The sequence below is a fragment of the Geodermatophilus sp. SYSU D00703 genome (genome assembly GCF_054050155.1).
In genome coordinates this window covers 17527-43326 of the sequence record NZ_JBJGYU010000004.1, presented here as the reverse complement: position 1 = coordinate 43326, position 25800 = coordinate 17527, and the positions used below count along the sequence as shown (strand labels likewise).

20 protein-coding genes and 1 pseudogene are annotated in these 25800 nt (G+C 69.6%); 13 read left to right on the top strand and 8 right to left on the bottom strand.

Features of this window, described 5'->3' with window-relative positions:
- Positions 1-21 precede the first annotated feature (21 nt).
- The gene (locus tag ACI782_RS06845) at positions 22-3141 is read right to left on the bottom strand and encodes an ATP-dependent helicase (RefSeq protein WP_456907431.1); all 3120 of its coding nucleotides are present in this window, start codon (positions 3139-3141) and stop codon (positions 22-24) included.
- A gap of 173 nt (positions 3142-3314) precedes the next feature.
- On the opposite strand from ACI782_RS06845, the gene ACI782_RS06840 reads away from it, so the two are divergent.
- From ACI782_RS06840 to ACI782_RS06830, 3 genes are read left to right on the top strand one after another with little or no spacing between them, the layout of a single operon-like run.
- Positions 3315-5438 carry a helix-turn-helix domain-containing protein gene (locus ACI782_RS06840; RefSeq protein WP_456907428.1) on the top strand — a complete coding sequence of 708 codons (2124 nt, stop codon included), beginning with the start codon at positions 3315-3317 and terminating at the stop codon, positions 5436-5438.
- Positions 5438-6424, top strand: coding sequence for a hypothetical protein (locus tag ACI782_RS06835; protein WP_456907426.1), 987 nt, complete (start codon positions 5438-5440; stop codon positions 6422-6424). Before ACI782_RS06840 ends, ACI782_RS06835 begins: the two co-directional genes overlap by 1 nt.
- 2 nt (positions 6425-6426) lie before the next feature.
- Complete coding sequence (locus ACI782_RS06830; protein ID WP_456907424.1) at positions 6427-7266, top strand: DUF6339 family protein; 840 nt, start codon at positions 6427-6429, stop codon at positions 7264-7266.
- An 88-nt stretch (positions 7267-7354) separates the two neighbouring features.
- On the opposite strand, the gene ACI782_RS06825 is transcribed toward ACI782_RS06830, so the two are convergent.
- Together ACI782_RS06825 and ACI782_RS06820 are read right to left on the bottom strand one after the other, a co-directional pair.
- The gene (locus tag ACI782_RS06825) at positions 7355-8449 is read right to left on the bottom strand and encodes a DNA cytosine methyltransferase (RefSeq protein WP_456907422.1); all 1095 of its coding nucleotides are present in this window, start codon (positions 8447-8449) and stop codon (positions 7355-7357) included.
- Positions 8450-8499: 50 nt separating this feature from the next.
- Positions 8500-8901: a very short patch repair endonuclease gene (locus ACI782_RS06820; protein WP_456907420.1), complete on the bottom strand. Its 402-nt coding sequence runs from the start codon at positions 8899-8901 to the stop codon at positions 8500-8502.
- 206 nt (positions 8902-9107) lie between these two features.
- On the opposite strand from ACI782_RS06820, the gene ACI782_RS06815 reads away from it, so the two are divergent.
- On the top strand, positions 9108-10184 hold the full coding sequence (locus ACI782_RS06815; protein WP_456907418.1) for a DNA cytosine methyltransferase: 1077 nt from the start codon (positions 9108-9110) through the stop codon (positions 10182-10184).
- Positions 10185-10315: 131 nt separating this feature from the next.
- Positions 10316-11241, top strand: a pseudogene (locus ACI782_RS06810) (IS481 family transposase).
- 21 nt (positions 11242-11262) lie between these two features.
- Here ACI782_RS06810 and ACI782_RS06805 read toward each other — a convergent pair.
- Both ACI782_RS06805 and ACI782_RS06800 read right to left on the bottom strand, forming a co-directional pair.
- Positions 11263-12159, bottom strand: a complete 897-nt coding sequence (locus ACI782_RS06805) for a NaeI family type II restriction endonuclease (protein ID WP_456907416.1) — start codon at positions 12157-12159, stop codon at positions 11263-11265.
- A gap of 91 nt (positions 12160-12250) precedes the next feature.
- The gene (locus tag ACI782_RS06800) at positions 12251-13216 is read right to left on the bottom strand and encodes a DUF3883 domain-containing protein (RefSeq protein WP_456907414.1); all 966 of its coding nucleotides are present in this window, start codon (positions 13214-13216) and stop codon (positions 12251-12253) included.
- A gap of 260 nt (positions 13217-13476) precedes the next feature.
- Here ACI782_RS06800 and ACI782_RS06795 point away from each other — a divergent pair, with 260 nt between their 5' ends.
- The 4 genes from ACI782_RS06795 (at position 13477) to ACI782_RS06780 (ending at position 17927) form a co-directional block, all read left to right on the top strand.
- The gene (locus tag ACI782_RS06795; RefSeq protein WP_456907412.1) at positions 13477-13974 is read left to right on the top strand and encodes a hypothetical protein; all 498 of its coding nucleotides are present in this window, start codon (positions 13477-13479) and stop codon (positions 13972-13974) included.
- Between the two features lie 145 nt (positions 13975-14119).
- Positions 14120-16054, top strand: coding sequence for a hypothetical protein (locus ACI782_RS06790; protein WP_456907411.1), 1935 nt, complete (start codon positions 14120-14122; stop codon positions 16052-16054).
- Positions 16051-17013 carry a hypothetical protein gene (locus ACI782_RS06785; RefSeq protein WP_456907409.1) on the top strand — a complete coding sequence of 321 codons (963 nt, stop codon included), beginning with the start codon at positions 16051-16053 and terminating at the stop codon, positions 17011-17013. Before ACI782_RS06790 ends, ACI782_RS06785 begins: the two co-directional genes overlap by 4 nt.
- Positions 17013-17927 (top strand): DUF6339 family protein, encoded by a 915-nt coding sequence (locus tag ACI782_RS06780; protein WP_456907407.1) that lies wholly within the window; start codon positions 17013-17015, stop codon positions 17925-17927. Before ACI782_RS06785 ends, ACI782_RS06780 begins: the two co-directional genes overlap by 1 nt.
- A gap of 45 nt (positions 17928-17972) precedes the next feature.
- Here ACI782_RS06780 and ACI782_RS06775 read toward each other — a convergent pair whose 3' ends face one another.
- The gene (locus tag ACI782_RS06775; RefSeq protein WP_456907405.1) at positions 17973-18374 is read right to left on the bottom strand and encodes a hypothetical protein; all 402 of its coding nucleotides are present in this window, start codon (positions 18372-18374) and stop codon (positions 17973-17975) included.
- A gap of 133 nt (positions 18375-18507) precedes the next feature.
- The gene (locus ACI782_RS06770) at positions 18508-19086 is read right to left on the bottom strand and encodes a 3'-5' exonuclease (RefSeq protein WP_456907780.1); all 579 of its coding nucleotides are present in this window, start codon (positions 19084-19086) and stop codon (positions 18508-18510) included.
- A gap of 672 nt (positions 19087-19758) precedes the next feature.
- Here ACI782_RS06770 and ACI782_RS06765 point away from each other — a divergent pair.
- The 3 genes from ACI782_RS06765 (at position 19759) to ACI782_RS06755 (ending at position 21163) form a co-directional block, all read left to right on the top strand.
- Positions 19759-20388, top strand: coding sequence for an antibiotic biosynthesis monooxygenase (locus ACI782_RS06765; RefSeq protein WP_456907403.1), 630 nt, complete (start codon positions 19759-19761; stop codon positions 20386-20388).
- Between the two features lie 131 nt (positions 20389-20519).
- Entirely contained in the window at positions 20520-20774 is a 255-nt protein-coding gene (locus tag ACI782_RS06760) for a type II toxin-antitoxin system Phd/YefM family antitoxin (protein WP_456907401.1), read from the top strand.
- Complete coding sequence (locus ACI782_RS06755; protein WP_456907399.1) at positions 20771-21163, top strand: PIN domain-containing protein; 393 nt, start codon at positions 20771-20773, stop codon at positions 21161-21163. The genes ACI782_RS06760 and ACI782_RS06755 overlap by 4 nt, the downstream gene beginning before the upstream one ends.
- A 46-nt stretch (positions 21164-21209) precedes the next feature.
- Here ACI782_RS06755 and ACI782_RS06750 read toward each other — a convergent pair whose 3' ends face one another.
- Positions 21210-24260, bottom strand: a complete 3051-nt coding sequence (locus ACI782_RS06750; protein WP_456907397.1) for an SNF2-related protein — start codon at positions 24258-24260, stop codon at positions 21210-21212.
- Between the two features lie 316 nt (positions 24261-24576).
- Here ACI782_RS06750 and ACI782_RS06745 point away from each other — a divergent pair, with 316 nt between their 5' ends.
- Entirely contained in the window at positions 24577-25683 is a 1107-nt protein-coding gene (locus tag ACI782_RS06745; RefSeq protein ID WP_456907395.1) for a hypothetical protein, read from the top strand.
- The last annotated feature ends 117 nt before the right edge of the window (positions 25684-25800 follow it).

Genomic DNA, 25800 nt, shown 5'->3' with positions numbered 1-25800 from the left:
CGACGTCCTCGGTCGCGATGCCTAGTGCCTGAGCCCGCAGAAGGACGCGAAGTCACAGCGTCCACAGCGCGGGCCGCGGTCGCCGTCCGACTCCCTGGCGACAGGTCCGGTGTGGAAGTCCCGTGCCTTGATGCGACGGGCTGTCGCGACGACGGTCTCTGCGGCCTCTGCGAGAGCCGCCTCCGTCAGCGGTACGACGAGCTCCCGCGCCTGCGGGTCCGACTCCGCGAGATAGCGCACCAGCCCCCGCTCGGGCTCGTACTCCAACTCCCGCCGCGCGGCGATGCCGTACAGGCTGACCTGCAGGCGCATCTCGTCGGAGTCGAGCTTCATGGCGACGTCGGAGGCCGCTTCCCCGCTCTTGAAGTCGATCAACGTGACGCGTGGGGGGTCGTCGCGACGGATGACGTCGATCGCGCCGGAGATGAGCACCTGCTCCTCCGGCAGCAGGGTCTCGAACTCCTTCTCCGGCTCGTACGTCAGGCGCTCGAGCTCACCGGCGTACGCGGTGATGTAGTCGGCGACCACCTCGATTCCCTTGCGCTCCATCCGCTCCTGTGGCTCACCGGTCGTGTAGCGCAGGTAGAAGAGGCCGCGGTCGACCAGATCGCGCAACTCCGCGCGCAGCCCCTCGCGATCGGCAGCGAGGGCGGCCCAGCGGGCCGGGTCGGAGTGCACCGCCCGCATGAGGTTGTGAACACCCCGCCCGTAGCCGAACGCCCCGTCGATGGTCGGCGCGAACCCGAGGACCTTGCGCAGGTAGAAGTCGTGCGGGCACTCGAGGAAGTACCGCAGGTCCGAGAACGAGGACACGAGTCGCTGTGCCTCCGTGTCCCGATGACCGGCACAGAGCTGGATCGGGCCGGGAGCGGCGGCGGGGTCCCCGTCGGCGACCACGCCGCCCACGTCCGCGACCATCGGCTCGAGCTCCCGCCGGAATGCCGACCGCTGCCGACCCGAGCTGCTGACGAACAGGTAGCGCTCGGCGCGGGTGAGTGCCACGTACATGAGCCGCCGCTCCGCATCGAGGTTCGCGTTGTCGGCGAGGTCGGCGGGATCGATGACGCGTGCGAGGGCGCCCTCGAAGGGCAGCTGGGTGCGCCGCCGGGCGAGCTGACTCGGGAACCGCCGTGCGCACACGTCGGCGACGAAGACGGCGGGCCACTCGAGCCCCTTCGCCGAGTGGACCGTTCCGATGCTCACGGCGTCGGGTGCGGTCAGGAGGTCGGCCTCGGGGAGCCGGGCGCCGGTCGGGCCCCACGCGCACAGCGCCTTCACCTGCGCGGTCAGGTCGTATGGCGTCGTCCACCCGGGCGTCTCGATCGCCGTGATCATGTTCGACAGCGAGCCGACGTGGAACATGTACGTCTCTCCCTGGGCCCCTAGAGCGTCCCAGGCCGCGATGCCGGCCTCCTCGAGGAGCGCGTGCAGGATGGCCTGCGGGAACACCCGTCGGGGCTTCGCACCAGGCCTCAGCAGCGGCCGTGCCGATCGCGCCTGGAAGGTCCGCAGGTCACCGGCAGTGGGGACGACATCGGCGTAGATCCGCTCGTTGATCGCGCCGGCCAGGTTGAGCAGCCGCTCCTCCAGGTCGTCGGCGACCGGAAGCCCCCGACGGCGCAGCTCTGCAGCGGCCCCCCGCAGCACCGGCTCCGGCTCCGGTGGACAGCCGAGCGCTGAGTCGATGAAGTTGGTGATGGCGCGTCCCATGAACCGTTCGACCCCGGCGACGCGAGCCAGTGCGGCGAGCAGGAGCAGTACCTCCGGCTGCGCGAAGAGGTCCGAGCCCCGGAAGACCACGGGGATGCCGCGAGCACGCAGCGCATCGCCGTAGGTCCGGGCGTCGGTCGCCGACCGCAGGAGGACCGCGACGTCGCCGAACCGCAAGCCGCGATCACCGTCCCCGCTGTCGTGCCTCGTGCCCTGATCACCCTGCACGAGCTGGGCAATGGTCGCAGCGATCCACTCGGCCTCGTCCTGGCGCTCCCGGAAGCCCATCGAAGCGACGTGGCCGGCGGAGTAGTCCGAGCGTGCACGACGACCGTGGACCATGTCCGGGGTCGCCATGCCACCCGGCGGCGTGATGCTGCGAGCCCACCGGTTCGCCAGTGCGATCACGCGCGGCGTGGACCGGAAGTTCTCCCTCAGCTCGACGACCTGGCCGTCGGCGGCGCCCACGAGCCGGGCGTGCAACTCCCCCATGAGCTCGACCCGGCCCCCGCGCCAGCCGTAGATGGCCTGCCGGTGATCACCCACGGCCGTCAAGCGGCGGTCCGAGCCGACGAGCGTGTCGATGAGGGCCGACTGCACCGGGTTGAGGTCCTGCACCTCGTCGACGACGAGGTGCGCGAGTCCCTCCCGCAGCGTGGTCCGGGCGCCGGCATCGGTCTCGAGCAGACGCAGCAGTTCGGCCTGCGCCGTCGAGAAGTCGAGGAACCGACGGCAGCGCAGCAGTGCGTAGTACCGCGCCGCGGTGCTCGCGAACGCCCGCGCCGGCGCACCCTCACCGACAGCGGTCAGGAGGACGGCCCGTGTGCACCAGTCGCGCTCGGACTGTCCGGGACCAGGCGGCGTGCCGGCGGGAAGGGTGACGGCCAGCTGGTGGTACTCGTTGAGCAGGTCGTAGGCGAGCAGGAACAACCGCTGGGCGTCGAAGTGCCCCTGCGCGAGGTTCGCCTCGCGGAACGCCGCCTCCAGGGCCGGTCCGCCGAGCGTCTGATACCAGTGGCGTTCGACGAGCCCCGCACGAGCGCCGTCGTCGAGTACGTCGTAGTTGTGGAAGACGTCCGGAGCCAGCGTGCGCAGCTGCTGCAGGCAGAAGCCGTGGATGGTCCCTACGTACATGCCGCCGAGAGTGCTGACCTCCCCCTCACCGGTGAGCGCGGACAAGTGACGCCGGATGCGGAACTGCATCTCCTCGGCTGCTCGCTCGGTGAACGTGAAGGCGACGATGCGGTCCTTAGCGACCCCGTTGACCCCCACTTCCCAGGCGATGCGTCGAGCAGTCACCTCCGTCTTGCCTGACCCGGCGCCTGCCCCCACCAAGAGGCACCGTGCGATCGAGCGGACGGCCTCCGCCTGGTCAGTAGTGAGCCCGGCAAGCAAGTACCCCTCGACGCCGGCGCTTGGCTCCGTGCTCATGTCCAAGTCCTCCTGCAGTGTGACGCGGTCTACAACGGGTGTTACAGCGTGAAGCGTGACACGCGAGAGAGCGGTCAACAAGAGTCAAGTTCACAGAGCCGTGAATATCAGCTACAGTCGTGTCTCAGAACGCCGCGACTTCACGAGGAGGAATCTTGAGATTCAGTGATCGCTTGCGCACTGCACTCCAGATGCGCGAGTGGAACCAGAAGCGACTGGCCGAGGAGCTCGGCTCACCACCGTCGACGGTGTCGCAGTGGGTCAACGGCCAGCGCACGCCCGACGGGGATCAACTGGCCCGAGTCGCCCGGCTCCTGGCTGTCGACGAGAAGTGGCTCGGGGATGGGGACGAGAGCCGAGAGCCCCGAGAGCTCCGCCGGCGCGCCCGGACCCTCGCACGCCAGAACGTCACCTGGATTCCACGCAGCGCTCCCGTGGACGGCGGCCGCGACGGCGGGAACGCGAACCAGTTCACGATCCGCCCCAGCATCGACAACCTCGTGCGCGAGGCGGTCCAGAACGCGGTCGACGAGTGGCTCGGGAGTCCGCACGGTCCGGTCCGTGTGCGGTTCCGGCTGCTGAGCCTGCGCGACGAGGCCAAACGGCGCTACCTGGACGCGATGCAATGGGACCAGCTCCGCCGGCATCTCCAGGCCTGCGTCGAGCAGTCACAGGACCAGCAGGTCGCCGGGGGTCTCGCGGAGGCCCTGAGCATCGCGGCTTCCGGTGAACTGCTCGTGCTCCAGATCAGCGACAGCAACACCCGCGGGCTGGTCGGTCCCGAGACCGAAGCGGGCAACTTCGCGGCCCTCACCCGCGACAACCTGTTCTCGGAGAAGAACAGCGAAAAGGCCGGCGGCTCCTACGGTCTCGGCAAGGCGATGCAGTACGCCGCGTCGGCCTTCGGCTGCGTCCTCTTCTCCAGCGAGCTGTCGGAGGAGGAGCCCGCGACGGGGAACACGCACGGCCGCTTCTTCGCGCGGACCGAACTCGTCTACCACCGGTTGGACGGCCGGCGGTACTCCGGGCCGATGTGGCTCGGTCGCGAGGACGCGAACGAGCCCGACATGCCCGTGTCCTACTGGGCCGACGGGGATCGAGACGCCTTGCTGCGTGACCTGCACATGGTCCGTCAGGCCGGCGACACCGGTACGACCATCGCCGTCGTCGGGATGCGCGACCTCGACGCTGACCGTCCGCGCCCGCCGCGCGAGATCGTCGCACAGATGGCGGATGCCGCCGAGCGTCACTTCTGGCCCGCGATCGAGGCGGGGCAGCTCGAAGTACGCGTCCAGTACGTCGAGGTCGAGGACCCGGACGTCGAGAACGTCCCCGAGCTCGACCGCCTGGTCGACCCGGGCACGTCACGGGTCGTCGGGCCTTTCGTGGCGGCGCTGCGGGCGTACCGCACGGGCGAGACGGAAGAGGTGCTGATCGACGACGGAGACGTGGTCGCGACCCGGGTCCCCCTCGAGGTACCGGCACGGCGGCTGGGCGATGACCGGCACGGAGCGCTCACCCACCAGGCGGTCGTGCTGGTGCGACGGGCCACTGCCGCGGAGGAGGCCGACGACACGAGCAGCAAGGAGTTCCGCCGCGGCGTCCTGATGCGTGGAGCGAACATGGTCGTCAAGACCCTCGACCTGTCCCGCGGTTCGCTGGGCGCCCGCCCCTTCCAAGTCGTCGTGCTCGCCGGCCTGGCGGCCGGAAATGAGCAGGAGGACGCACCCGCGGAGGTCTTCCTGCGCGCCGCCGAGCCACCGAGTCACGACGACTGGCAGTACACCCCTCGCCTACGACGGCAGTACGTGCCTGGGGCGAAGAAGGCCCTGAGCGACTTCGAACTCGCCATCCGACGTGAGGTGCGCCGGGTCCTCCAGGTCGAGGCGGAGCAGGCTCCGGACGGCCCGCGCGATCTCTCGTCGCGATTCCGTTTCGGGGAGCCCAGCGCACCGGAGCGCGCCCCGCGCGTCGTCGTCCGCAGCAAGAGCGTCGACGAGGAGGGTGCGTGGCACGTCGAGGCTGCCGTGCGCCTGCGCGGTGACCTCCGCAAGGGTGTGCTCGGCCGACCCCTCCTGGTCTTCCTGGGAGAGAGCGGTGGCCGCGCACGCGTCCGGTGGCGCGAACTCGAGGGGATCGGTCCCGGCATCACCGTCCGTGAGGACGGGTCCGTCCTCATCGCGCCGCAGACGCGGACCGCGAGGTTCCGCGGGGTGACCGACCCCGGCAGCCATCCGGCGCCGGCACAACAAGCGACCGCTTCCCTCCTGTTCCAGCCGATCCGCGAGGAGGCGTGATGACGCCGACGACGCTCTTCCCGTACCCCGTCCTGGAGACGGAGCCGACCCTTCGACTGAGCAACCCGACAGTCGACGGCCAGCCGACCCCGTTGCTGGCACGCGAGGGCCACCTGGATCTCTCCGAGGTGAAGGCCGGCTGGAAGGAGGCCCGGGTACACGCGCGGGTACAGGTCCCGGTGGAGGAGCTCGAGGCCATCGGTGTCCATCACTACGAGGTCGTGCTGACGTTGCACTGCGGGCCCACCAACCTCCGCTCCACGGTCACCCTCGAACCGTCCGGTGGCACTCGAACCGGCCAGTGGACGGGAGCGCTCGACATCCCGCGCATGATGATCCGCGAGCGCGCCGCGATCTACGCCACGGTCACCGGCACCGTCGCCGACGTCCCTCATCGTTGGCTGGGCCGGTCACGTGACGTCTCGGTCGATCTCCACCCGCCGCGCATCCCCGAGATCAGCGGCGGACAGGTGCCGGTGATGTGGCGCGACTTCAGTCAGACCGGTGAAGGGCAGAACCCCATCGACCCGTCCTTGCACGACGAGGTGTCCTTCGTCGACATGTCGCTGCCCGAGGGCCCCGTCCTGTATCTCAACGACCGGGTCCCCGGCCTGCGGCGACTGCTCGACGAGCGCACAGGGCGCACCTACGCCGAGCGCGCGGTCCGCGAGATGGCTCTGGACCTCGTCGCCGTTCCGTCCATCGTCTCGATGGCGAACGTCGCACTCGCCGCGGCCGGACCGCCTGAGGAGGGCGGTGAGCCACAGTGGCCGGACAGCGACTGGCAACGGGACGTCCTGCGGAGTGTCCTGCCGTTGATGTACCCCGATCGTGAAGCGGACGCAGCGCTCTCGGTTGCTGTCCGCGCCCTGACCAGCACGGACGACGCTCAGGACGTCCAGTCGCGACTTCTCGGTGCGGCGTCCCGACTGAGCAAGGCAACCCATCACGTGCGTGGCGTGATCAAGCACCTGGAAGAGGAGTGACGATGAGCAATGCCAAGACGCTCCTGGCGTCCGTGCGGGGCCAGATAACGGACGCCTTTCGGGCCGGCGACACGCCCGCGCACACTGAGGACTACCGCCGCCCCCTGGACCTCGGCCGGGATCTCCCCCTTGAGCTGATCGGGGAGCTGCTCGCCACGGCACAGCATCAGTTCGCCGAGGACCCGCGCCTGTCCGATCGGTGGCTGGCGCCGCGTCTGCACGCGGCGCTCCGGCTCACCCGAGAAGAGGCGGCTGACAGGGGTCTCTGGGCCTGGATGGCCGTCGACCTCTATCCCGACTACATCCGATGGCGTTGGCGAGGTCGACGCAACGGCGACGGAGAGGAGTCGGCTGGGCCACCGGTCAAGCGTTTCATCGGTAACGACCGCGATCACGGCCTCGCTCGTCTCTGGTGGGGAGCCGAGCTGTTCCGTGACGGCTCGGACTACGCACCGGTGGAGCGCGCCTTCGTCATGCAGGACGTCCCGAACACGTGGCTGTCTCTCAACGCGATCCACCACCGGGCGGCGGCCCAGGCGGCGCTCGCGATCCTCCCGAGTCTCAACTCCAAGCAGATCAACCGACTCTCCACCGCTCTCGACCACGTCCTGACGACCATCCAGCTGGACGCGGTAGCGCCGGTCGCGGGCCCGGACGTCGTCGCCATCGAGGACTGGATCTCCGAGCGACCGGACCGCGACGTCGTGCTGGGCGAGGAGCGCCCCACCGGTCCGGAGGAGGACGCGACGGAGCAGGAGCTGGTGACTCGGGTGGAGCAGTTGCTGCGCCAGGTGGCGACGTCCATCGGGCTGCCTCTGCCCGACGGGACCGCGGCACCCTGAATTCCGCCTGACCGGCGCCGGCGACAACGCCGGCGGCCGTCAGGTGGGAGCTGCACGCCTGTGGTCGGCTCCTTGAGACTCCAGTTACTCAGGCGGAGAGCCGGCGAGCCACCACCTGACCGATGGCCCTAGCCACCGGGGGCGGAACCGCGTTGCCGATCTGCCTGGCGATCTCAGCCTTGCTACCGCACCAGAGGTGGCGGTCGTCGAAACCCTGGACGACCGCCGCCTCCGCGTGGGTGAGCGCTCGGTTGACCTGTTCGCCACCGTTCTCCCACTGCGGGTGCAGGAAGCGTCCCTTCTCGGGCCGGAAGAACTCGGTGCGGATCGTCACCGCGGGTTCGTCCCAGCGCAGCCGGCCGAGGACGTCGCCCGCTCCTCTGGTGTGCCGGCGCCAGCAGGGGTACTGCAGCTCCTCTGGCAGATCGAACCGCCCCTGTCCCGGCCCAATGTGCGCGTAGCGGATCTCCGAGAGGAGATCGTGGTTCCGGGTTACGTGCAGGTCCCGCAGCTTGAAGGTGCCCGGGACCTCGTGCCCTTGGAACTCGACGGCGCTCTCCGGGAGCCATGTCTCACGGACGCGAGGCTCCAGGACGACCGGCCCCTCGAGGAAGGCCTCCCTCAGATTCGTCCACCGCTTCAGGCCCTCGATCGGCCTCTTCGCGTGCGTCGGCTGAGGCTCGTCCACCGGACCGATCCGCGACCCGACGACAAAGGTGCGGATGCGCTTTTGCGGCGTGCCGAAGTCAGCGGCGTTGAGCCGAAAGACCCGGGTGTCGAAGTCGGCTAGCTCACCGTCCTCGCTCGCCGCCTGCCGAAGCAGCTGGAACTCCGAGGTCTTGGCGAACCGGTCGACGTTCTCGAAGACGAACATCCGCGCGTCGGACTCGTGTACGACCCGCACGAACTCGCGCCACAGCTGGTTACGCACGTCCGCGGGGTCACGCTTGCCGAGGGCGGAGAAGCCCTGACACGGCGGCCCACCGACGACGACGTCGACCCGCGGGACGTCGGTGTAGCCGGCGATGTCGCCGGCGTAGGTGTGCTCCCCCGTCGGGTCGAAGTTCACTGCATAGGTGGCGGCCGCGGTTCGGTCGATCTCCACGGCACCGACGCTCGTAAAACTGCCCTGATCGAGGAACCCGCGGGTCAGCCCCCCGCCGCCGGCGAACAGGTCGAGCAACGTGAAGCCATCCCCCCGCACCGCCTCACGCTAGTCGTCCTCACCGACAGTCATCGCAGTCGACTCTTGTGCAACTGGTCACGCCGACTCTCCAGCACTCCGAGCACCCGCTCCAGGGCCTCCTCGGGCGACTCGTGCTCCCAGACCTCCACGACCGTCCAACCGAGGTGCTCGAGGTGGGCGCGGGTCTCCTCGTCGCGGAGCCTGTTCTTCTCGATCTTCTGTCGCCACCAGGTGGCGTTGGCGGCCGGCCAGGTGGCGTGGAGCGGGCAGCCGTGCCAAAAGCAGCCGTGGATGTTGACCGCCACCTGCGCCTTCGTGAAGGCGATGTCGAGCTTCCGCCTCGGCATGCCCGGTACCGGCCAGCCGACGCGGTAGCGCTTCCCCTTGCTGTGCAGTAGGCGCCGGAGCGCCAACTCGGGAGCCGTGTCGGCGCGGGCCTGCTTGCTCATCCGGGCCGTCACCCCGGGCGAGCTGGGTTCAGGGCTCGACGGCTGAGTCACCTACTCCACCCTTCGACAGAGCCATGGCGTGATGCACGTCGCTCCTACCCTTCCGCGCAGATCCAGGCGGCGGTGAGCAGGTCCGCGACGCGGCGTGCCACCCGGTCCTGTCGGAGCAGCCACCTAGCATCCCCCTCGTGTCAGACGCCCCCACCATGATCGACCTCTTCGCCGGCTGCGGAGGCATGACAACAGGCTTCGTCGACGAGGGCTTCCAGCCAGTCAAGGCTGTGGAGCACAACCTCCACGCCGCAGCTACCTACGCAGCGAATTTCGGCGAGCAGCACATGTTCTGGGGAGACATCGCAGACTTCCCTGACTCCGAAATTCCCGAGGTCGATGTCATCATCGGCGGCCCACCCTGTCAGGGCTTCTCCAACCTCGGCAGCAAGGACATCAACGACCCGCGCAATCAACTGTGGAAGCAGTACCTGCGCTTCGTCGATCGAGCCCACCCACAAGCCTTCGTGATCGAGAACGTCGACAGGTTCCGATCGAGCGCCGAATTCCAGCTCCTCTTGAAAGAGGCCGAAGGGGGCATCCTCCGCGACTACGAGTTGACCCACGGCCTGCTATTGGCGGCCGACTACGGCGTCGCTCAACGACGGACGCGGACGATCATCATCGGCTCACGCGTCGGCCAGATCCCCATGCCTGAGCGAACTCACGCGAAGGGAGAATCGCTCCACGTCCAACCGTGGCGAACTGTGCGGGACCGCATCGGCCACCTTCAGGAGCCGACCACCACGGAACTCCCACGGGAAACGGCGGAGTACTTCGGCCAGAAGGTTCCTGGCGAGTTCAAACCGGCTGACCTACATTTCGGGCGCCGCCCCCGGGACTTCTCACTCGAGCGCTATGCCCACATCCCCCCTGGCGGTGGCCGCTTCGACCTCCCTAAGGGACTTCTGCCGCCTTGCTGGCGCAAGAAGCTAACCGGCACCACCGATGTCATGGGTCGCTTGGAATGGGATGCACCTTCAGTGACGATCCGCACCGAGTTCTTCAAGCCCGAGAAGGGGCGCTACCTGCACCCGCAGTGGGAACGAGACAACCCCGACAAGCAGGTCAACCGAGTGATCACACACCTGGAAGCCGCCCTACTTCAGGACTTCCCTGAGAAGTTTGTGTGGTGCGGCTCGAAGATCGAGATCGCGAGGCAGATCGGAAATGCCGTGCCGGTGGGGTTGGCCACCGCACTGGCAACTCATGTGAAGTCGTATCTTCGCTAGCTGTACTGACCGGGGACGTTGGTCGAGGGCGTGTGACCACGGGATCTAGCTGAGGGATCTTGTGGAGGGAGGACCTCTGGACGTGGAGTGGAGCTGCTGAAGGCACCCATTCCACGACCACGGAGGTCCTCGTGCTCCACGCTAACGCCGTCCTGACCCCGCGCCAACGTCTGCGCCTGGGCCGCCTGGTCGTCGAGGAGAACTGGCCCAAGAGCCGGGCCGCGGAGGTCTTCGGCGTGAGCTGGAAGACCGTCGACCGGTGGGCCGAGCGCTACCGGGCTGAGGGCAAGGCGGGCATGGTGGACCGGCCCAGCCGGCCGCACTCCAGCCCGGCCAGGACCGATCCGGTCAGGACGAAGCGGATCGTCTCCCTGCGGTTGCGCAAGCGCTGGGGACCGGTTCGGCTGGCCGCCGAGTGCAGAGTGGCGCCCTCGACCGCCGGGCGGTGCTGCGTCCCTGCCGGATCAGCCGCCTGTCGCGGCTCGAGCGCCGCGAGCGGGAGGTCCTCCGCTACGAGCACGAGGCGCCTGGCGAGCTGCTGCACGCCGACGCCAAGAAGCTGGGCAACATCCCCGCCGGCGGTGGCTGGCGCTTCCTCGGCCGGCAGTAGGGCAGCGCCAACCGCACCGCTGATGGCGGCCGGGCCCGCAGCCGCCACCGCGACCCGCTGATGGGCCACGGGTCATCCACGTCGTCCTCGACGACCACCCCCGCCTGGCCTACGCCGAGATCCGTGACGATGAGACCGGCCCCACAGCCGCCGCGGTGCTGCGCCGGGCTGCCGCCTGGTTCGCCGCTCGCGGGGTGACCGCCCGCCGGGTGCTGACCGAACAACGGCGGCTGTTACCGCGGCCGCGACTGGGCCGCTGCCTGCGCGCAATTGGGCATCACCCCGAAGCGGACCCGGCCCTACCGGCCGCAGACCAACGGCAAAGCCGAACACCGAGCGTGCCTTTCCTGGTTGGCTACACACCTACAACCACCATCGGCCCCACACCGGATCGGCGGTCACCCACCCATCAGCCGCCTGACCAACCTTCCCCATCAGTACAGCTAGCCAGACCTCAAGACCCGAGTGTCACGTCGGCCGTGTACTCACTTCACTCGGCGTGAACAGGACGTTGCGCCGCAGACGTTCCTCTGCTCGCGATCTCGACGATCCGTCAGTTCTAAGGCACACCCACTGGCTGCCGTTCGCAGGAACAGGGCCGCCGAGTTCCAATGCACGGGAACGGTTACTCAGCCGATGTCCGTTCAGCACCTCGAAACCTTCTTCTAGGAGAATCTGGCGGGTCGCCCCACGGAACCGGCGCCCCTCGTCGACCTGCTGCCCGATCGACTCGACGGTGTGCCGGTCGATGATCACTCCGTCGCATCGACGGAACAGCTCCCGCGCACGCTCATCACCACCTCTGTGCTTCAGGATGGCCTCACGGTCTTCGGAGTGGAGTTGCAACAAAAAGTTGGGCGGCAGTGGACTCCCTTTGGGAGCGAGCCAACGAACCGCGGAACGACTCGACGAGATGCGCACCGTTCGCTTTCCGTCCTGATTCCCCCCTACGAGCAGCGCCTCATCGATGCGCAGCACGCCCACAGCGAAGCTACAGGCGGAATCGTCGGCCCAAACCACCAGGCAAATGTGCCCGACCGCCTCTCGAGGGATCTGCCAGCCACCGAAGTTCTTGGACCACTTGCAGTCCACGTCGACGCCATCGACCCGGTAGTCCATTCCCTCCTGCCCGCAGGACAGGTCGAATGCGGCTCGAATGACATGCTCCACTTTGACGCCGACGTACGCCTTCTCTTGGTCTCCGCACGCATCGAGGTCCCAACGGCCTGTTCGAGCGGTGTCGATCACCTCGTCCAGGCTTGTCCGGATGCAGCGACCAAAAGTTCCGATCACGTCCTCCTGACACAGGAACCATGTCAGGACGCGATCGAGGTCTGGGTCTTGGGCGTTGCGACGGGGCTGCACCTCGTCACTCTGCCAGCCCCCAGTGTCCGACATACGAGCACACGCTGATGGCCCGACCGAACAGTTAGCGCGCCGATCAACGCTCACGGATTCAAGTCGGCGAGCCGGTTCTGCGCCTATGGCCAGGGGGCCCGCGGCAGTCATCCGTCCAAGGAATAGCTGTAACCGGTCGGAGACAGCCGGTCGGGGTCCAGCGACCACGGGTCGAGCAGCATGGGAACGCGCCTGAAGCCGAGACAGGCTGGCCAGGCTTTGATATCAGCTGGATGCCACTGACCACATACAGAGCTGCATTCGAAGGACTGGCCACCGCGAGGGCGACTTCGTTCGGGGTCAGCAGGACATGGTCGCCGGCCGTTGTGGTCCCCTTGACCTCCACGTGTCGAACATCGCCGTCACGCCGGCAGTGAAGGTCGTAGCTCCTGTTCGCGGAGACGTCCTCCACTTCCCAACCTTGGGACTTGTAGTGCTGCGTAGCCCGCCGCATGGCCAACTGCTCAACGGCGATCCGGACAGCAGCGTCGGGCATGGCTCCCTGCCCACGGTGGCGCCTCGCACCGTCCTGATCGGCGGCGCTCAGGGTCGCCAGCGCCAGCTCGAGTCGGTGCGCATCGCGCTGAGCGGCGACGAAGCCCGGGATCCGGAGGCCCAACCGGATCCGTTTGCGCTCGTTTCCCTTGGACGTGGGCTTGGCCGCCGGCGAGCGGCCGATGGGTCCCTGAGCCCGCGTGATCGTCCGACGCAGCGCGTCCATGTCCGGCTCCGAGCGCAGGGTTACGGGATAGGCCCTTCCCTGCAGCGGCAGGCGGCGCTCCTCGGGAGGAAGTGAGGCCACCACTGTCGAGTCGACGACGGCGTCCGTCAGGACGGCGTCGAGCGTGCGGAGTCGTCCCAGCAAGACCTCAAGCGCACGCGGATAGTCCCGGTTCCGTGCGACACCGCCGGCGCGCCCCGCCCCGCCCGCGCTGTGCAGGATCAGGTCGAGGCAGCGATCCCGGGCTTCCACTTCGAACGTGGCGACGAGCAGCTGTCCGTCATCGTCCTGCGGTTGCCTCATGACCCTCCGCTCGACGTCTCACCCCGTCACGGTGACGAGAGAGCGCATCGTCGCATCGTCCTCCCGGGCAGCGCTGAGCGCTCGAGGACAGGCGCACCCACCACAGCTGAACCTCACTCCTTCGTGTCATCGAGGTCCATCCCTGAGGCGGAGCTCTTGCCCTCGGATCACCGCAGCGCTACAAGTACGCACGTACCGCTGATACGCCTGTAGAGCTTGACGGAACAGTCTTAAGTCGCTCCGAGTCCATGGAGAGTTTCTTGACCAGCTCGCCCGACACTGTGCGGGATCTGCCTCGTCCTGTCCTTCAGATCGCCGTCGATGTCACGGGTTGGCCCGAGCACCTGCGACAGCGACTCCTGGCCCTGGTCGCGGAGTTGCAGGACGAAGCCACGCGGCCGGTTCCCGAGGACGTCGAGCCGTCGGGTTGGACGCGCGAACTGCTTGAGCAGGCGCTGGACGCCCTGTCGTCCACTGGCGCAGCGGTTCAGGCCAAGGCCATCCGGCGGGCCGCGGAGAACGGCGGGACGGTCTCGAGAGCGGAGGTCTACTCGCTGGGCCGCTACGCGCCCGAGCGGAAGCTTCGCGGGTTCACTCGGCCGACGAACCGCATCGCGCAGGCGATGCGCGAATGCGGTGAGCTGCCGGAGGACGCCGACGAGCTCCTCGTCACCCAGTACGACCCCAACGTCAAGGGCTACCAACCGAGCACCGGCTTCTCCGTTCCACCCGAGGTGGTCAAGCTGCTGCGCGACTGAGCCGCCCGACAGCCCGTGGCCCCCCGGGGGTGAACGGCACTTCTACCGCTGGTCACTACTCCGACTACAGACCGGCCTGCGGCTCTCCGAAAGAGACCCCAGTAGATCCGACGTGCTCCTCGAGAGCGCGCGAGAGGAGCCATGCATGAGCGCCTGCCAGTGGACCTGGGAGGAGCAGAGCAAGACCTACGGCAACTACGGCAATGCCAACCAGTGGACGGTCAACGCCGGCCTCACCTCCCTGGCTCGTGAGAGCTGCCAGAACTCCGCGGACGCGCGGGCCGGGAAGAGTGCGGACCTCGTCTACACGTTCATCACCTTGACCGGGGATGCCCGCCGTGACTTCGAAGCAGCCCTCGGGTGGGAATCGGTCTTGCGCCCCCACCTCGAGGCCATGACGGCAGGCGCGAACGGAGCGGTCGCGGCGGGCCAGATCCGCGCCGGTCTCGAAGCCCTCGAGCAATCGGACCGACTTGTCCTCCTGCGCATCGACGACTACGGCTGCCGGGGTCTGACCGGACCTGAGTTCCCCGACGCAGAGACGCCCGAGAGCGCCTACGGCAACTTCATCAAGCTCTGCCGGCTTGACCTGTTCAGCGGCAAGGACGAGGCCTCCGGCGGGTCCTTCGGTCTCGGAAAGGCCGTCTACTGGCGGTTCAGCGGCCTGCAGACCGTTCTCTTCAACAGCGTGCTGTCGGCTGAGGATGCTGTAGAAGGAAAGCGGCTCAATCGCGTCTTCGGGGTCAACCAGGGCACCGTGCACCGCGTCGACGGCAAGGCGTACCAGGGCCGGGGCTACTTCGGGGTCCCCGACGAGGACGGCGCAGCGCGGAGCACCTGGGACCGCGAGGACCTCGTTCGTCGCCTGCACCTTCTCCGGGAGGACGATCGCCCGGGCACCTCGGCGCTGGTCCTGGCCTTCCACGACCCAGACAACCCGGTGACCGAGGACGAGACGCCGGACAAGGTGGTGCAGCGACTCGCCCGTGGGCTCCGCGAAGGCATCGAGGAAAGTTTCTGGCCGCTGCTGACCCGCGGCGGCATGCGTGTCCGCATCCGGCACGTGGACAACGGCACGCTGGTCAACGACACGCCCGTCGACCCGTCCGAGACGTACACCGAGCTGGTCCGGGCCCTCAAGCGCTACGACGCGGGTGACGTCGACCAGTCCCTCGAGAAGCCCTACGACGTCGTGGTGCGCCCCCTACCGATCGACGTCTCACGACGCCGCACCGGCGACCAGCACGATCAGTTCACGCATCAGGCCCGACTGGTGGTGACCCTTTCCGACGATAACCGGGACGGCCTCGAGGACCGAGTTTGTCTGTTCCGCAAGCCGGAGATGGTCGTGCAGACGATCGACAAGCGCTACGAAGGCCGCCGCTACCACGCCTTTGTCGTGGCAGGCGTCGCGGTGGCACCCGATGCACCAACCGTCGAGGACAGGCACGCCGATGACTTTCTGCGCTTCGCCGAACCTCCCGCGCACGACCGGTGGGTTCCGGGTCGTGGGCGCTACCAGGCCTCACAGGTCAACCTGACAGCCAACTACATCGCTCCCTGGGTGCCGAACCTGCTCGCGATCGAGAAGCGCGTACACGACGCGTTGGACGAGCTCTTCGACGTGATCCCGACTCCGGACGACAAGGGGCCCCAGAGCGTCCTGCGACACCTCCGCTTCCTGAAGAGCGACACGCCCGGCAGCGTCAGTGCGGGCGGCGCCCCGCGGAAGCCGGTCATCGAGATCGTCGACTGGAAGGTGCGGGACGGGAGCTGGCACGTCGAGGTCGAAGTCGAGGCCAAGAACCGCGACGACGGCTGGTCGCTCGAGCCCTCGCTGGTACTGGTCGGGCTGGACGGTGGGCGGCAGTCGGTGAAGTGGTCCGGGGACCTCGTCGCTGTCGAGGGGTGCAGTACCGCCGGCGGACGCGTACTCATCCCCGCTCGACCCCGTGCCCGCAAGGTCAAGGCTCGCTTCAAGGGGACATCGATCGCCGATCTCCCCATCCCGGCGGACATGTCCGTCGTGGATGTCCTGACCGGCCCCACCGGCCCCCTGCAGACGGAAGAGGGAGCATGACCGCCCGCTACCCCTGGCCCCAGTTCAGACGGCCGATGGACCTCACCGTCGCCGGCGTCAGGTTCGACGGGGTGTCGGCCGATGTCGTCGACGACGCTCTGCAGCGGGTCCACCTCGACGGGGTGGAGGCCGACTGGGAGCTGCTGGAGATCGACGTAGAGCTTGCTCCCGCGGAGCCACGGCCCTCTGACCTCGCACACGTCACCTGCCACGCGTACGTGATGTTGTCGAGCGGTACGACGAACAGCCGCATCCCTGCCGTGCTCCGCCCGCAGGCCACCGATCAATGGCAGGGACTGCTCCGGGCTCGGCGCGCGGAGCTGGGCGGCGTCATGACGCTGCAGGCGTGCGTGACCGCGCCGGACGCGGATGACCGTCCTCTCCTCCGCGGCTCGTCCTCGCCGTGGTCCGTGGTCCTCGAGAAGGGGACTCCGCCTGCAGCGGCGACGCGGACGCCCGTCACCACGAGGTGGGTCGACTTCGGTGCAGTGGATGCGCCACTCCTGTGCCGCACGTACTCGTCTGCGCCCTATGCCGTCGCGCTCGAGGGCTCGACCCCGGTCCTGTACCTGAACAGCGGCCAGAAGCACTTCCAGAAGTTGCTCCTCAACGAGTACGCGAAGGAAGAACGTCGTCGTCTTCGCGACACCTTCTCGACGATCATCGCCGCATCGGTGACCCGCACCCTCGTGCAAGCGGCGTTCGACGAGCTCGTCACCAACTCGGCCGGCAACGAGGAGGCCGTTCCACCGGAAGACCCGGTGCTCCGGCAGGCCTGCGGGGCAGTCGCGGACGTCATGCGCTCTGTGTCCGACGTACAGGACCTCTACACCCGCGTGCACCAGGCCCAGGGCTCGCTCGCCGATCTCCGGGCCGTGTGGTCCGAAGTCGAGCTCGCCATCGGTGAGCTCGTGTCACTCAACAAGAACATCGTCGACTTCGCCGAGGAGGTCCGCTGATGGCCGAGACACTGCACCGGTTCACTCGAGAGCTCGACGCCTTCGAGCGAGAGCGCCTGGCGGAGGGCGGCGCGAGTTTCGACGCCCTTGAAGAAGTCGTCGAGCGACACGGGCAGGCCGTGCCTCTCGATGTCCTCGATGGGCTCATGCGGCGCTTCCACGAGCTCGTCGACCAGCGTCGCTGGGCGTCGGCCGAGGAGTCCGACCGCTGGTTGGCCCCGCGACTGCACGCAGCTCTCCGCCTCACCAGGTCCGAGGCCGGAGACCGTGGCCTGTGGCACTGGCTCGCCCTCCGATACCGGGGCTATGTGACCTACCGGTGGACGGGCGCCGAAGGGGTGGCACGCGAACGCTGGTTCGGCGCCATCAACAAGCAGGCCTTGGCCCGCCTGTGGTGGGGGGCGGAGCTCTTCCGCGACGGCGAGGACTACAGCCCGGTCGAGTTCCTGTTCATCCGCCAGGACATGCCGAACAGCTACCTCCACCGCCCTCTGGTCCGTTGCCGGCCGCTGGCGCTGGGGATGGTCGACCAGCTCCAGGAGGTCGGCGGAGATGAGGGCCCCAAGGCCAGTCAGGTCAACGACCTGGCACGGGTGCTCAACCTGACGACGGCCGGTATTCCACCGGAGGCTGAGACTGGCTTCGTCCGCGACGACGCAGCCGCCTACGACGCCTGGTTGCGGGCCCACTTCCCGCCCGATCACGACTGGGACAAGCTGCCGCTCGGGCCTTCCACCGGCCGGCGGTCGGACGCCACCGAGACGGCCGGTCGGCGGATCGCGGCCCGAGGATGGGCCCTGGCGCCGAGCGTCGCGGAGGCGGTCGGCGCCAAGGGGTCGGCCAAGCGATCCCTTCGGGGTGCTCTCCGCGCGGGAGCTCGTCGTGTGGGTTCGCGTCGCTCTCCACAGAGTTAAATTCGTCCCGGGCCCGTCCCTGACGACGGGCCCGGGACGAAGGTCTCAGACCGCGCGCAGGTGGCGCACCTTGTCGACGATGGCCTCGTTCCGCCCCCGCAGCCGGTGCAGGAACTCCGTGAGGCGCTGGATCGTCTCGTCCTTGGCCGCGTCACTGGCCTCGAGCTCGCGGATCCGCGCCTGAGCCTCGAAGAGGCTTTCCTCCGTCTGGGCGAGCTTGGTCTCGGCCCACTCCGCACGCACCAGCGCCTCGTCACGGTCGTCGACGAGTCGGGTCATGTGCTCGCGTAGGCGATGTGCCACCCGCCGCGGGTCCTTGATGAGCAGGCCGTCCAGTTCGTCGAAGCTGGCGTCGACTGCCTTCATCAACTGGCCGATATCGGATGCGCACGTCCGTCGATTGTGTCCACCGACGCCACAGGCGCCACAGGTCTGGCCGACCGGCATCTGTCCTCCTTGATCTTGGGAGCGACAGTAAAGCGGATGCTCGCGTCTGTATGCCGCAGCCGAGCAGGGAGTCGATCCGTTCGGGCGAGCCTGAGCACACGCAGGAGCGCCATCTCCTGCGTGTGCTGGTGATCTACATCTGAACAGCGGGGAGGAACTCGCTTCGATGACCGCTCGTACTGATCACCAGCTCGTCCCGAGCACGGGTCGCCGCGACATACAAGAGTGACCGCTCCCGCGTGAGCGCGTCCGCGCGGTCGGCCTCTGGGAGGTCGCGCAGCAGGTACTCAGCCGGCATCAGGCGCTCGTTGATCCCGAACAGCAGCACCCGCGCGAACTCCATGCCCTTGGCGCGGTGCATCGTCATGACCAGCGGCTGCCCTTGCTTCAGCGCGCCCTGGTCGACCAGGCGCACCTCGACACCACGATCGGCGAGCCCCCGGCTGACCTGGCCGGCTTGCTGCGCGTCACGGACGAGGATGCCGATCGCCTCGGGGACGACTCCGCTCCCCAGCCACTCGTTCACCGTCTTGGCGGCCGCGTCCAGCTCCTCGGTGAGCGTGGTGCACTCGACGAGACGGGGGCTCGGCCCACTCCGCGCCGACCGGTAGTGGCCGGAGTTCTCCGGCGCGTCCTCGAGGTCGACGAAGTCGTCGCCCTGGAGGACACCGACGGCGTAGCGCAGCGTCTGCGCCGTCGTCCGGTAGTTCAGCTCGAAGGCTGATAGGTGATGGGCGGCTCGGTCGCACCCTCGGCCTTAGCCACCACGTACGACGGCGAGACGATCGTGTCCCCAGAGGATGCCCGTAGCTGTGAGTATCCGAGCTCGAGTAGGCGAACGTTCAGCGGGTCGAGCCAGTGCTCGCGGCGCTCAGCCCCGCCGACGCCGTGGAGAAAGACAAGCGTGACCAACGCGATTCCTCGTCTGCTAAGTGCACGTTCTGTGCAGAACGGTCGCCGTGCGCCCCTCTGCAAGGCGCCGGGGCGTCAGCCTCTTCATCGGCTCCCAGGCGTCAGTCCTTGAGCCCAGGGGACGGTCAAGGCCGTGACGCCGCTTCCCGGGAGGACGGTGCGGACCTCACGCTGACGCGACTCGGGTCGATCGCTCGCCGGCTACGTCGCCTCCTGAGCAGCCCGCGGCTCCACGCAGCCGCGGCAACCCGGTTGTAGACCCGGGTCAGGGGCTCAGATGCCGTTGCACAGCAGTGCAGCAGGCCAGACCGTGCGCCTCCGTGGCAATGCTGACCCGCCCCGGTCCAGTGGAGGCTCTGGGATGCCCCCGGAGCTGTTCAAGAACGGGACTTCCGGCACCGTCGTCCCCCGACCCGCGGCGAGGACGCTCGCCCGTGACAGCACGGCCGCACGGCATGAGAGGAGCCGGGAGATGTACGCCCGTTCCACCATCCTGATGGTCTTCCCCGCGTCTATGGACGAGGCGATCGCCTACATGGGCGACGAGGTCTGGCCGGCGATGCGTGACATGGACGGCTGCATCGGCCTGTCCATGATGTGCGACCGCGAGAGCGGCAAGTACATCGCCACCTCCGCCTGGGAGGACCGGCAGGCCATGCAGGCCAGCGACCAGCACGTCCACCCCATGCGCGAGGCGATGGTCGAGCGCTTCGGGGCCGGCGTCGGCGAGCCGGAGGTCCGCGAGTGGGAGATCGCCGTCCTGCACCGCGAGCACCAGGCCCCCGACGGCGCCTGCTGCCGGATCACCTGGCTCCGCACCGACCCGAGCCGGGCCGACGAGCTGCTCGACATGTACCGCGCCAGGGTCATGCCGCGCATCCAGGAGATGCGCGGCTTCTGCAGCCTCAGCATGCTCGTCGATCGCGACAGCGGCCGCGCCGTCGGCACCGCCGTGTTCGCCAGCCGCGCCGCCCTCGAGGGGTCCCGGGAGCAGGCCCGCATGCTGCGGGAGGAGAGCGTCAGGGTGATGGGCGTCGACATCCTCGACGTCGCGGAGATGGACCTCGTCTTCGCACACCTCCGGGTGCCCGAAACCGTCTGAGCCCCAGCCACCGACCGCCCCGTTGCTCGCTGCGGCGGCCGGCGTCGGCTCACGGTTCGCCGCTGATGGCGTGGTCGCCGAGACCTTCCATCGCGGCCGTGGTGTGCTACGGAAGTGCTACGCTTGTAGCCGTGAAGGTCGCCTCGCGTGAGTTGCGGAACGACACCGCCGGCGTGCTGCGTCGCGCCGCCGCGGGTGAGTTCGTGCAGATCACGGTCAATGGTGAGCCGGTCGCGGAGCTCGGGCCGCTCCGCAGCCGCCGGTCGCACTGGACCAGCAGGTCATTCCTGGTCGAACGGCTCGCGAGCATTCAGGCCGATCCTGCTCTCGGCGACGAGCTCCGGGCCCTCTCCGGCAGAATGGACGAACTCGGGCCGATCGAGTGACTCGCGGCCTACTGGACACCAGCGTGTTCATCGCCCGCGAAGGTCGGGGACTCGACGTCGCGCGGTTGCCGGACGAGGTCGCCGTCTCGGTGATCACCTACGCGGAGCTGCGCGCCGGCGTCCTCGCCGCTTCGGACCTGTCGGTGCGATCCCGCCGGCTCACCACCCTGCAGACCGTCGCCGACCTGAACCCGCTACCGATCGACGCGCCGGTTGCCGATGCGTGGGCCGAGCTCCGACTGCGCATCGCCGAATCGGGCAGGCGGATGAACGTCAACGACACCTGGATCGCCGCCACCGCGCTCGCCCACGACGTCCCGGTCGTGAGCCAGGACGCCGACTTCGACGTCCTCGCCCACCTCGCCGGGCTCCGCGTCATCCACGTCTGAAGGGCCCCCAGATCGCTGCGGGCCCCTGCAGAAGGCGGGCCGGCATTCAAGCGAACAGGCCGCGGATGTCCTCGGCCGTCAGCGCGCCGCAAAGCGCACCGCCGTCGTCATCCAGCACCCGGGCGAACAGGTCGCGCCTGCGCTCCTGCAGCGCGAGGACCTTCTGCTCGATGGTGTCTGCGGCGACCAGCCGGTAGACCATCACGGTCTTGTCCTGGCCGATCCGGTGGGTGCGGTCGACCGCCTGGGCCTCCGCCGCCGGGTTCCACCACGGGTCGAGCACGAACACGTAGTCGGCCTCGGTCAGGTTCAGCCCGAACCCGCCGGCCTTGAGGCTGATCAGGAACACCGGAGCCTCACCGGAACGGAACGAGTCGATCACCCGCTGCCGGTCGCGGGTGCTGCCGTCGAGGTACGCGTACGGCAACCCTGACGCGTCCAGCCGCCCGCGGACCGTGCCCAGGAAGCCGGTGAACGAGCTGAAGACCAGCGCGCGGTGCCCCTCGGCGACCACCTCCTGCAGGTGCTCGAGGAACGCGTCGGCCTTGCTCGACCCGATGCCGGCGTAGGTGTCGTCCACCAGCGCCGGATCGAGCGCGAGCTGCCGCAGCAACGTCAGCGACCGGAAGATGGTGAACCGGTTGGACTGCAGGTCGTCGACCAGGCCGAGCACCTTGCGACGCTCTCGCTGCAGGTGGGTGTCGTAGACCTTGCGGTGCTTCGGGGTGAGCGCCACCTCGAGCACCTGCTCCTGCTTGGGCGGCAGCTCGGCGGCCACCTGCTCCTTGGTGCGGCGGCGCATCAGCGGCCGGATGCGCCGCCGCAGCGGGGCCAGCACCTCGGCGTCCCCGCCCCGCTCGATCGGCGTCCGGTAGTGCTCGGTGAACCGTTTCGGGCTGGGGAACAGCCCGGGCGCGACGATCGAGAGCATGGACCACAGGTCCATCAGGTTGTTCTCCACCGGCGTCCCGGTGATCGCCAGCTTGAACCGCGCGGGCAGCCGTCGCGCGGCGGCGTACGTCTTGGCCTGGTGGTTCCTCACGAACTGCGCCTCGTCGAGCACCAGCCCGCTCCACGGCAGCGCGCGGTACTCCTCCTCGCCCAGCCGCAGCAGCGTGTACGAGGTGACGACCAGGTCGGCGCCCTCGACCGCCTCGGCCACGGACGTGCCCCGCTTGCGGCCGGTGGCCTCGACGGTGCGGACGACGAGGCCGGGCGCGAACCGGGCCGCCTCCCGCGCCCAGTTCGACACCACGCTGGTGGGCGCCACGACCAGCACCGGCGCGGTCAGCTCCCCGGCCTCCTGCGCCCGGCAGACCAGCGCCAGGGTCTGCAGCGTCTTGCCCAGGCCCATGTCGTCGGCGAGCACCCCGCCGAGCCCGGCGTCCCACAGCACCGACAGCCACTGGTAGCCCTGCAGCTGGTACGGCCGCAGCTGCGCGGCCAGCCCGGCCGGCGCCGCGGGGAGCGCCGCGTCGTCGACGTCCAGCAGCGTCCGGACGTCACGCGCCCACCGCTCGCTCTGCTCGGCCACGACCCCGAGCTCGACCAGCTCGTCCCACAGCCCGGCCTGGTAGCGGCTGATCCGCAGCCCCGAGCCGTCGGCCTCCTGCAGCGCCTTCGCCTCGTCGATCAGCTTCCGCAGCCGGTCCAGCTCCGGGCGGCGGACGTCGAACAGGGTGCCGCTGGGCAGCAGCAGGAACTCCTCCCCCGCCGCCAGTGCCGCGAACAGCGGGGCGAACGGGATGTCCTCGCCGTCCACGGTGACCGTCACGCCGAGGTCGAACCAGTCACCGTCCTCACCGCCCGTGGCGGACACGCTCACGACCGGATCAGCCTCGGTCCGCCGGTAGTCCGGCGCCTCCCCGGTCACCTCGACGAGCACGCCGGCGTCGGCCAGCCGGGGCAGGAACTCGGTCGTCAGGACGGCGGCGTCCACGCCCGGCAGCTCGGCGACCGGCACCGGCCGCGGGTGCGCGCCGACGTGCCAGATCCGCAGCAGCCGGTCCGGCGGCACGGGCAGCGCACGCAGCAGCCGGTCCTCCGCGGCGCCGTCGCGGCCGGCGTCCGGGCTGCCCGGAGCCAGGGCCACCCGCCGGACGTCGTCCCCCGTCCGGTAGAGCACCGACCAGGTGAGCCGGGCCCGGTGGCCCGGCGCGTGCTCGACGGACAGGCACAGCTGCGGCGGCAGCACCTCGGGCAGCTCCACCGACCCGTCGGACGAGCGCACCGGCAGGGCACGGCGCAGCGCCGGGTAGAAGTCGGTGAGGAACCGGGCGCGGTCGGCCGCCGGCACCCGCACGGGACCGCCGGCGACCAGCCTCTCCACCTGCCGCGGCACCCGCTGCACCGGGACGAGGGCCAGGCCGTCGGGCGGGACGACCTCCTCCGGCAGCCCGTCGACGCCTGGGAGGAGCGCGATGCCGTGCGGCGGGCTGCCGAGCAGCAGCCCCGCCGCAGCCGGGATGCTGACGTCGTCGCCCAGGTCGACGACCGGCTCCACCCGCAGGCCGGCCTCGCCCTCTCGACGCACGTCCACGGCGAGCGCGCCCGGCTCGGGGACGACCGAGACGGCGCCGCCGCGCGTGGTCAGGAGGGTCACGCCCTCGTCGACGACCCGCTGGAGCGCGGGCCAGAGCTCCGGGCCGAACTCCTCGAGCCGCACCGGCACGTCGGCGGAGCCGTAGGACCAGCCGGAGCCGGCCCCCTCGTCGGCCGCCCGGTGCGCCCGGTGCAGCCCCTGCAGCGCGTCGACGTGCGCCGGGTTGCGCTGCCCCGCCCAGTCGTAGGCCAGGGTCCGCCACGACACGCCCGTGCGGATCCAGCGGCCGTTCCGGCCGGGCACGACCGGGCGCAGCCGTACCGACACGTCGGCCGCGCCGGTGCGGCGGTTCGCCGCCCTCTCGACGTCGAACTGCAGGGCGATCGGGGTGCCCGCGCCCGAACCGGCCGGCGGAGCGGATTGCAGGTCGGCAAGCGCGATCTCCCAGTCCGGCGTGCGGGACGCGCCGGCCGGCGCCAGGGTCCGCCGGGCCGCGACGAGCAGCGCGGCGACGTGCTTGCAGTCGAGGCCGACCGGGCAGCTGCACTCCCCCACCACCGGCGCTCGGCGCCGTCGTACTCGGCCACCGTCCGGTAGACCCGCCCCTGGCTGCCGGCCACCACGCCCTCGACCCGGCCGGTCGCGCGGAACGAGGAGACCTCCGAGACCCGGCCCTCGCGTGCGTACGCGGCCCCGCGCAGCCAGGCCTGGTCGCCGACCGAGCGGCGGACGACTGCGTCGGTGAGCGCCGACCGCAGCTCATCCAGCACGCGCCCGAGGCTACGGCGGCCAGGGGACACGGGGACCGCTCGTCCACAGCCGCTCGTCCGGACGCCGTTCGCGCCGACGGACCGCAGTAGCGTCATCGTCGATGCCGAAGAGCAAGCGAGCGAGGTCCCGCCGTCCGCAGCAGCGACGGACGTCGCCCGAGACCGAGCTGATGGACGCCCTGCGCGAGGGCATCGACTCCCCCACTCCCGGGCCCCTGCTCGGCGTCGTCGGCCTGCTGCTCTCCGTGGCCGCCTCCGACGACGACCCCGGCGCCGTGCTCGAAGACCTGGTCCGCAGCTTCTCCGCCGTCGACCGGGTCGAGACGTCGGCCGCCCTCCTGGCGATCGCCACCCTCACCGTCGACGCCGAGCTGCGCCGGCGGGTGCGCCGCGAGATCGCCGAGCGCGGGCACGTGCTCCCCCGCTGGCTCGTGGAGCTCGACCGCACCGAGCCGGTCGACCGGGCGGTCGAGGTCAGCACGGTGTTCCGGGACGCCGACGAGCTGCTCGTGGGCGTCACCGTGCCCGGCGGCCACCCCCTCACCGCCGTCGTCCACATCGACAACGAGCTCGGCGCCGTCGCCACCGACGGGTACGTCGCGGAGTCCGCGCTCACCTCGGTGGTCGAGCTGCTGGCCGACGACGCCGACCCGGACCTCCGCGTGCGCGACATCCCTCCCGCGGACGCGCGCGCCCGCATCGCCGAGGCCCTCGCCGAGCTCGACCTCGGCCCCGGGCGGGTCGGGTCCGAGACGTTGGCCGAGTCCCGCGCGCTGGTCGAGTGGATGCTGTCGCTGCTCCCCGAGGGCGGCCAGGGCTCCGTGCTGCAGGAGCTGTCGTCGGACGAGCTCGACGAGCTCGCCGACGGCTTCCTCGCCGGTCCGTTCGGTGGCCCGTGGGCGAACGAGGACCTGCGGTGGCTGGTGGACGAGGTGCTGGCGGCGGGCAGCGGCAACGGCATCGGCGATCCACTCGTCTGGAGCCGGGACAACGTCCGCCGGCTGCTGGATCCCGAGCGCACGTTCCTCGCCCCCGGCACGCCGCACCTCGACCGCGCACCGGAGCTGCTCCGCGACCTGATCCGCCACGGGCACGCCGAGCGCGGCCTCCGGCAGGAGCTCACGGACGACGCGCTGGCCGCGGTCGACGCGTCCGCCGACGCCTTCCGTGCTGCCGTGCGCGAGCTGGACGAGGGCGACGAGGACTGACCGCGCAGCCCTGCACCGAGCGCACGAACGTGACCCATCAAGCGAGAAGTCATCGTGCTGCCGAACGGTGGCCCGGCTGACGACGAAGTCCAGTGGCGAGCGGAGGGCGGCCACCTC

Excerpts from the sequence above, each read along its gene's own strand:
- ACI782_RS06780 (WP_456907407.1), top strand. The coding sequence starts at position 17,013 with ATGGCCGAGACACTGCACCGGTTCACTCGAGAGCTCGACGCCTTCGAG.
- ACI782_RS06815 (WP_456907418.1), top strand. The coding sequence starts at position 9,108 with ATGATCGACCTCTTCGCCGGCTGCGGAGGCATGACAACAGGCTTCGTC.
- ACI782_RS06745 (WP_456907395.1), top strand. The coding sequence starts at position 24,577 with ATGCCGAAGAGCAAGCGAGCGAGGTCCCGCCGTCCGCAGCAGCGACGG.
- ACI782_RS06830 (WP_456907424.1), top strand. The coding sequence starts at position 6,427 with ATGAGCAATGCCAAGACGCTCCTGGCGTCCGTGCGGGGCCAGATAACG.
- ACI782_RS06835 (WP_456907426.1), top strand. The coding sequence starts at position 5,438 with ATGACGCCGACGACGCTCTTCCCGTACCCCGTCCTGGAGACGGAGCCG.
- ACI782_RS06820 (WP_456907420.1), bottom strand. The coding sequence starts at position 8,901 with ATGAGCAAGCAGGCCCGCGCCGACACGGCTCCCGAGTTGGCGCTCCGG.
- ACI782_RS06765 (WP_456907403.1), top strand. The coding sequence starts at position 19,759 with ATGTACGCCCGTTCCACCATCCTGATGGTCTTCCCCGCGTCTATGGAC.
- ACI782_RS06785 (WP_456907409.1), top strand. The coding sequence starts at position 16,051 with ATGACCGCCCGCTACCCCTGGCCCCAGTTCAGACGGCCGATGGACCTC.
- ACI782_RS06800 (WP_456907414.1), bottom strand. The coding sequence starts at position 13,216 with ATGAGGCAACCGCAGGACGATGACGGACAGCTGCTCGTCGCCACGTTC.
- ACI782_RS06790 (WP_456907411.1), top strand. The coding sequence starts at position 14,120 with ATGAGCGCCTGCCAGTGGACCTGGGAGGAGCAGAGCAAGACCTACGGC.
- ACI782_RS06775 (WP_456907405.1), bottom strand. The coding sequence starts at position 18,374 with ATGCCGGTCGGCCAGACCTGTGGCGCCTGTGGCGTCGGTGGACACAAT.
- ACI782_RS06845 (WP_456907431.1), bottom strand. The coding sequence starts at position 3,141 with ATGAGCACGGAGCCAAGCGCCGGCGTCGAGGGGTACTTGCTTGCCGGG.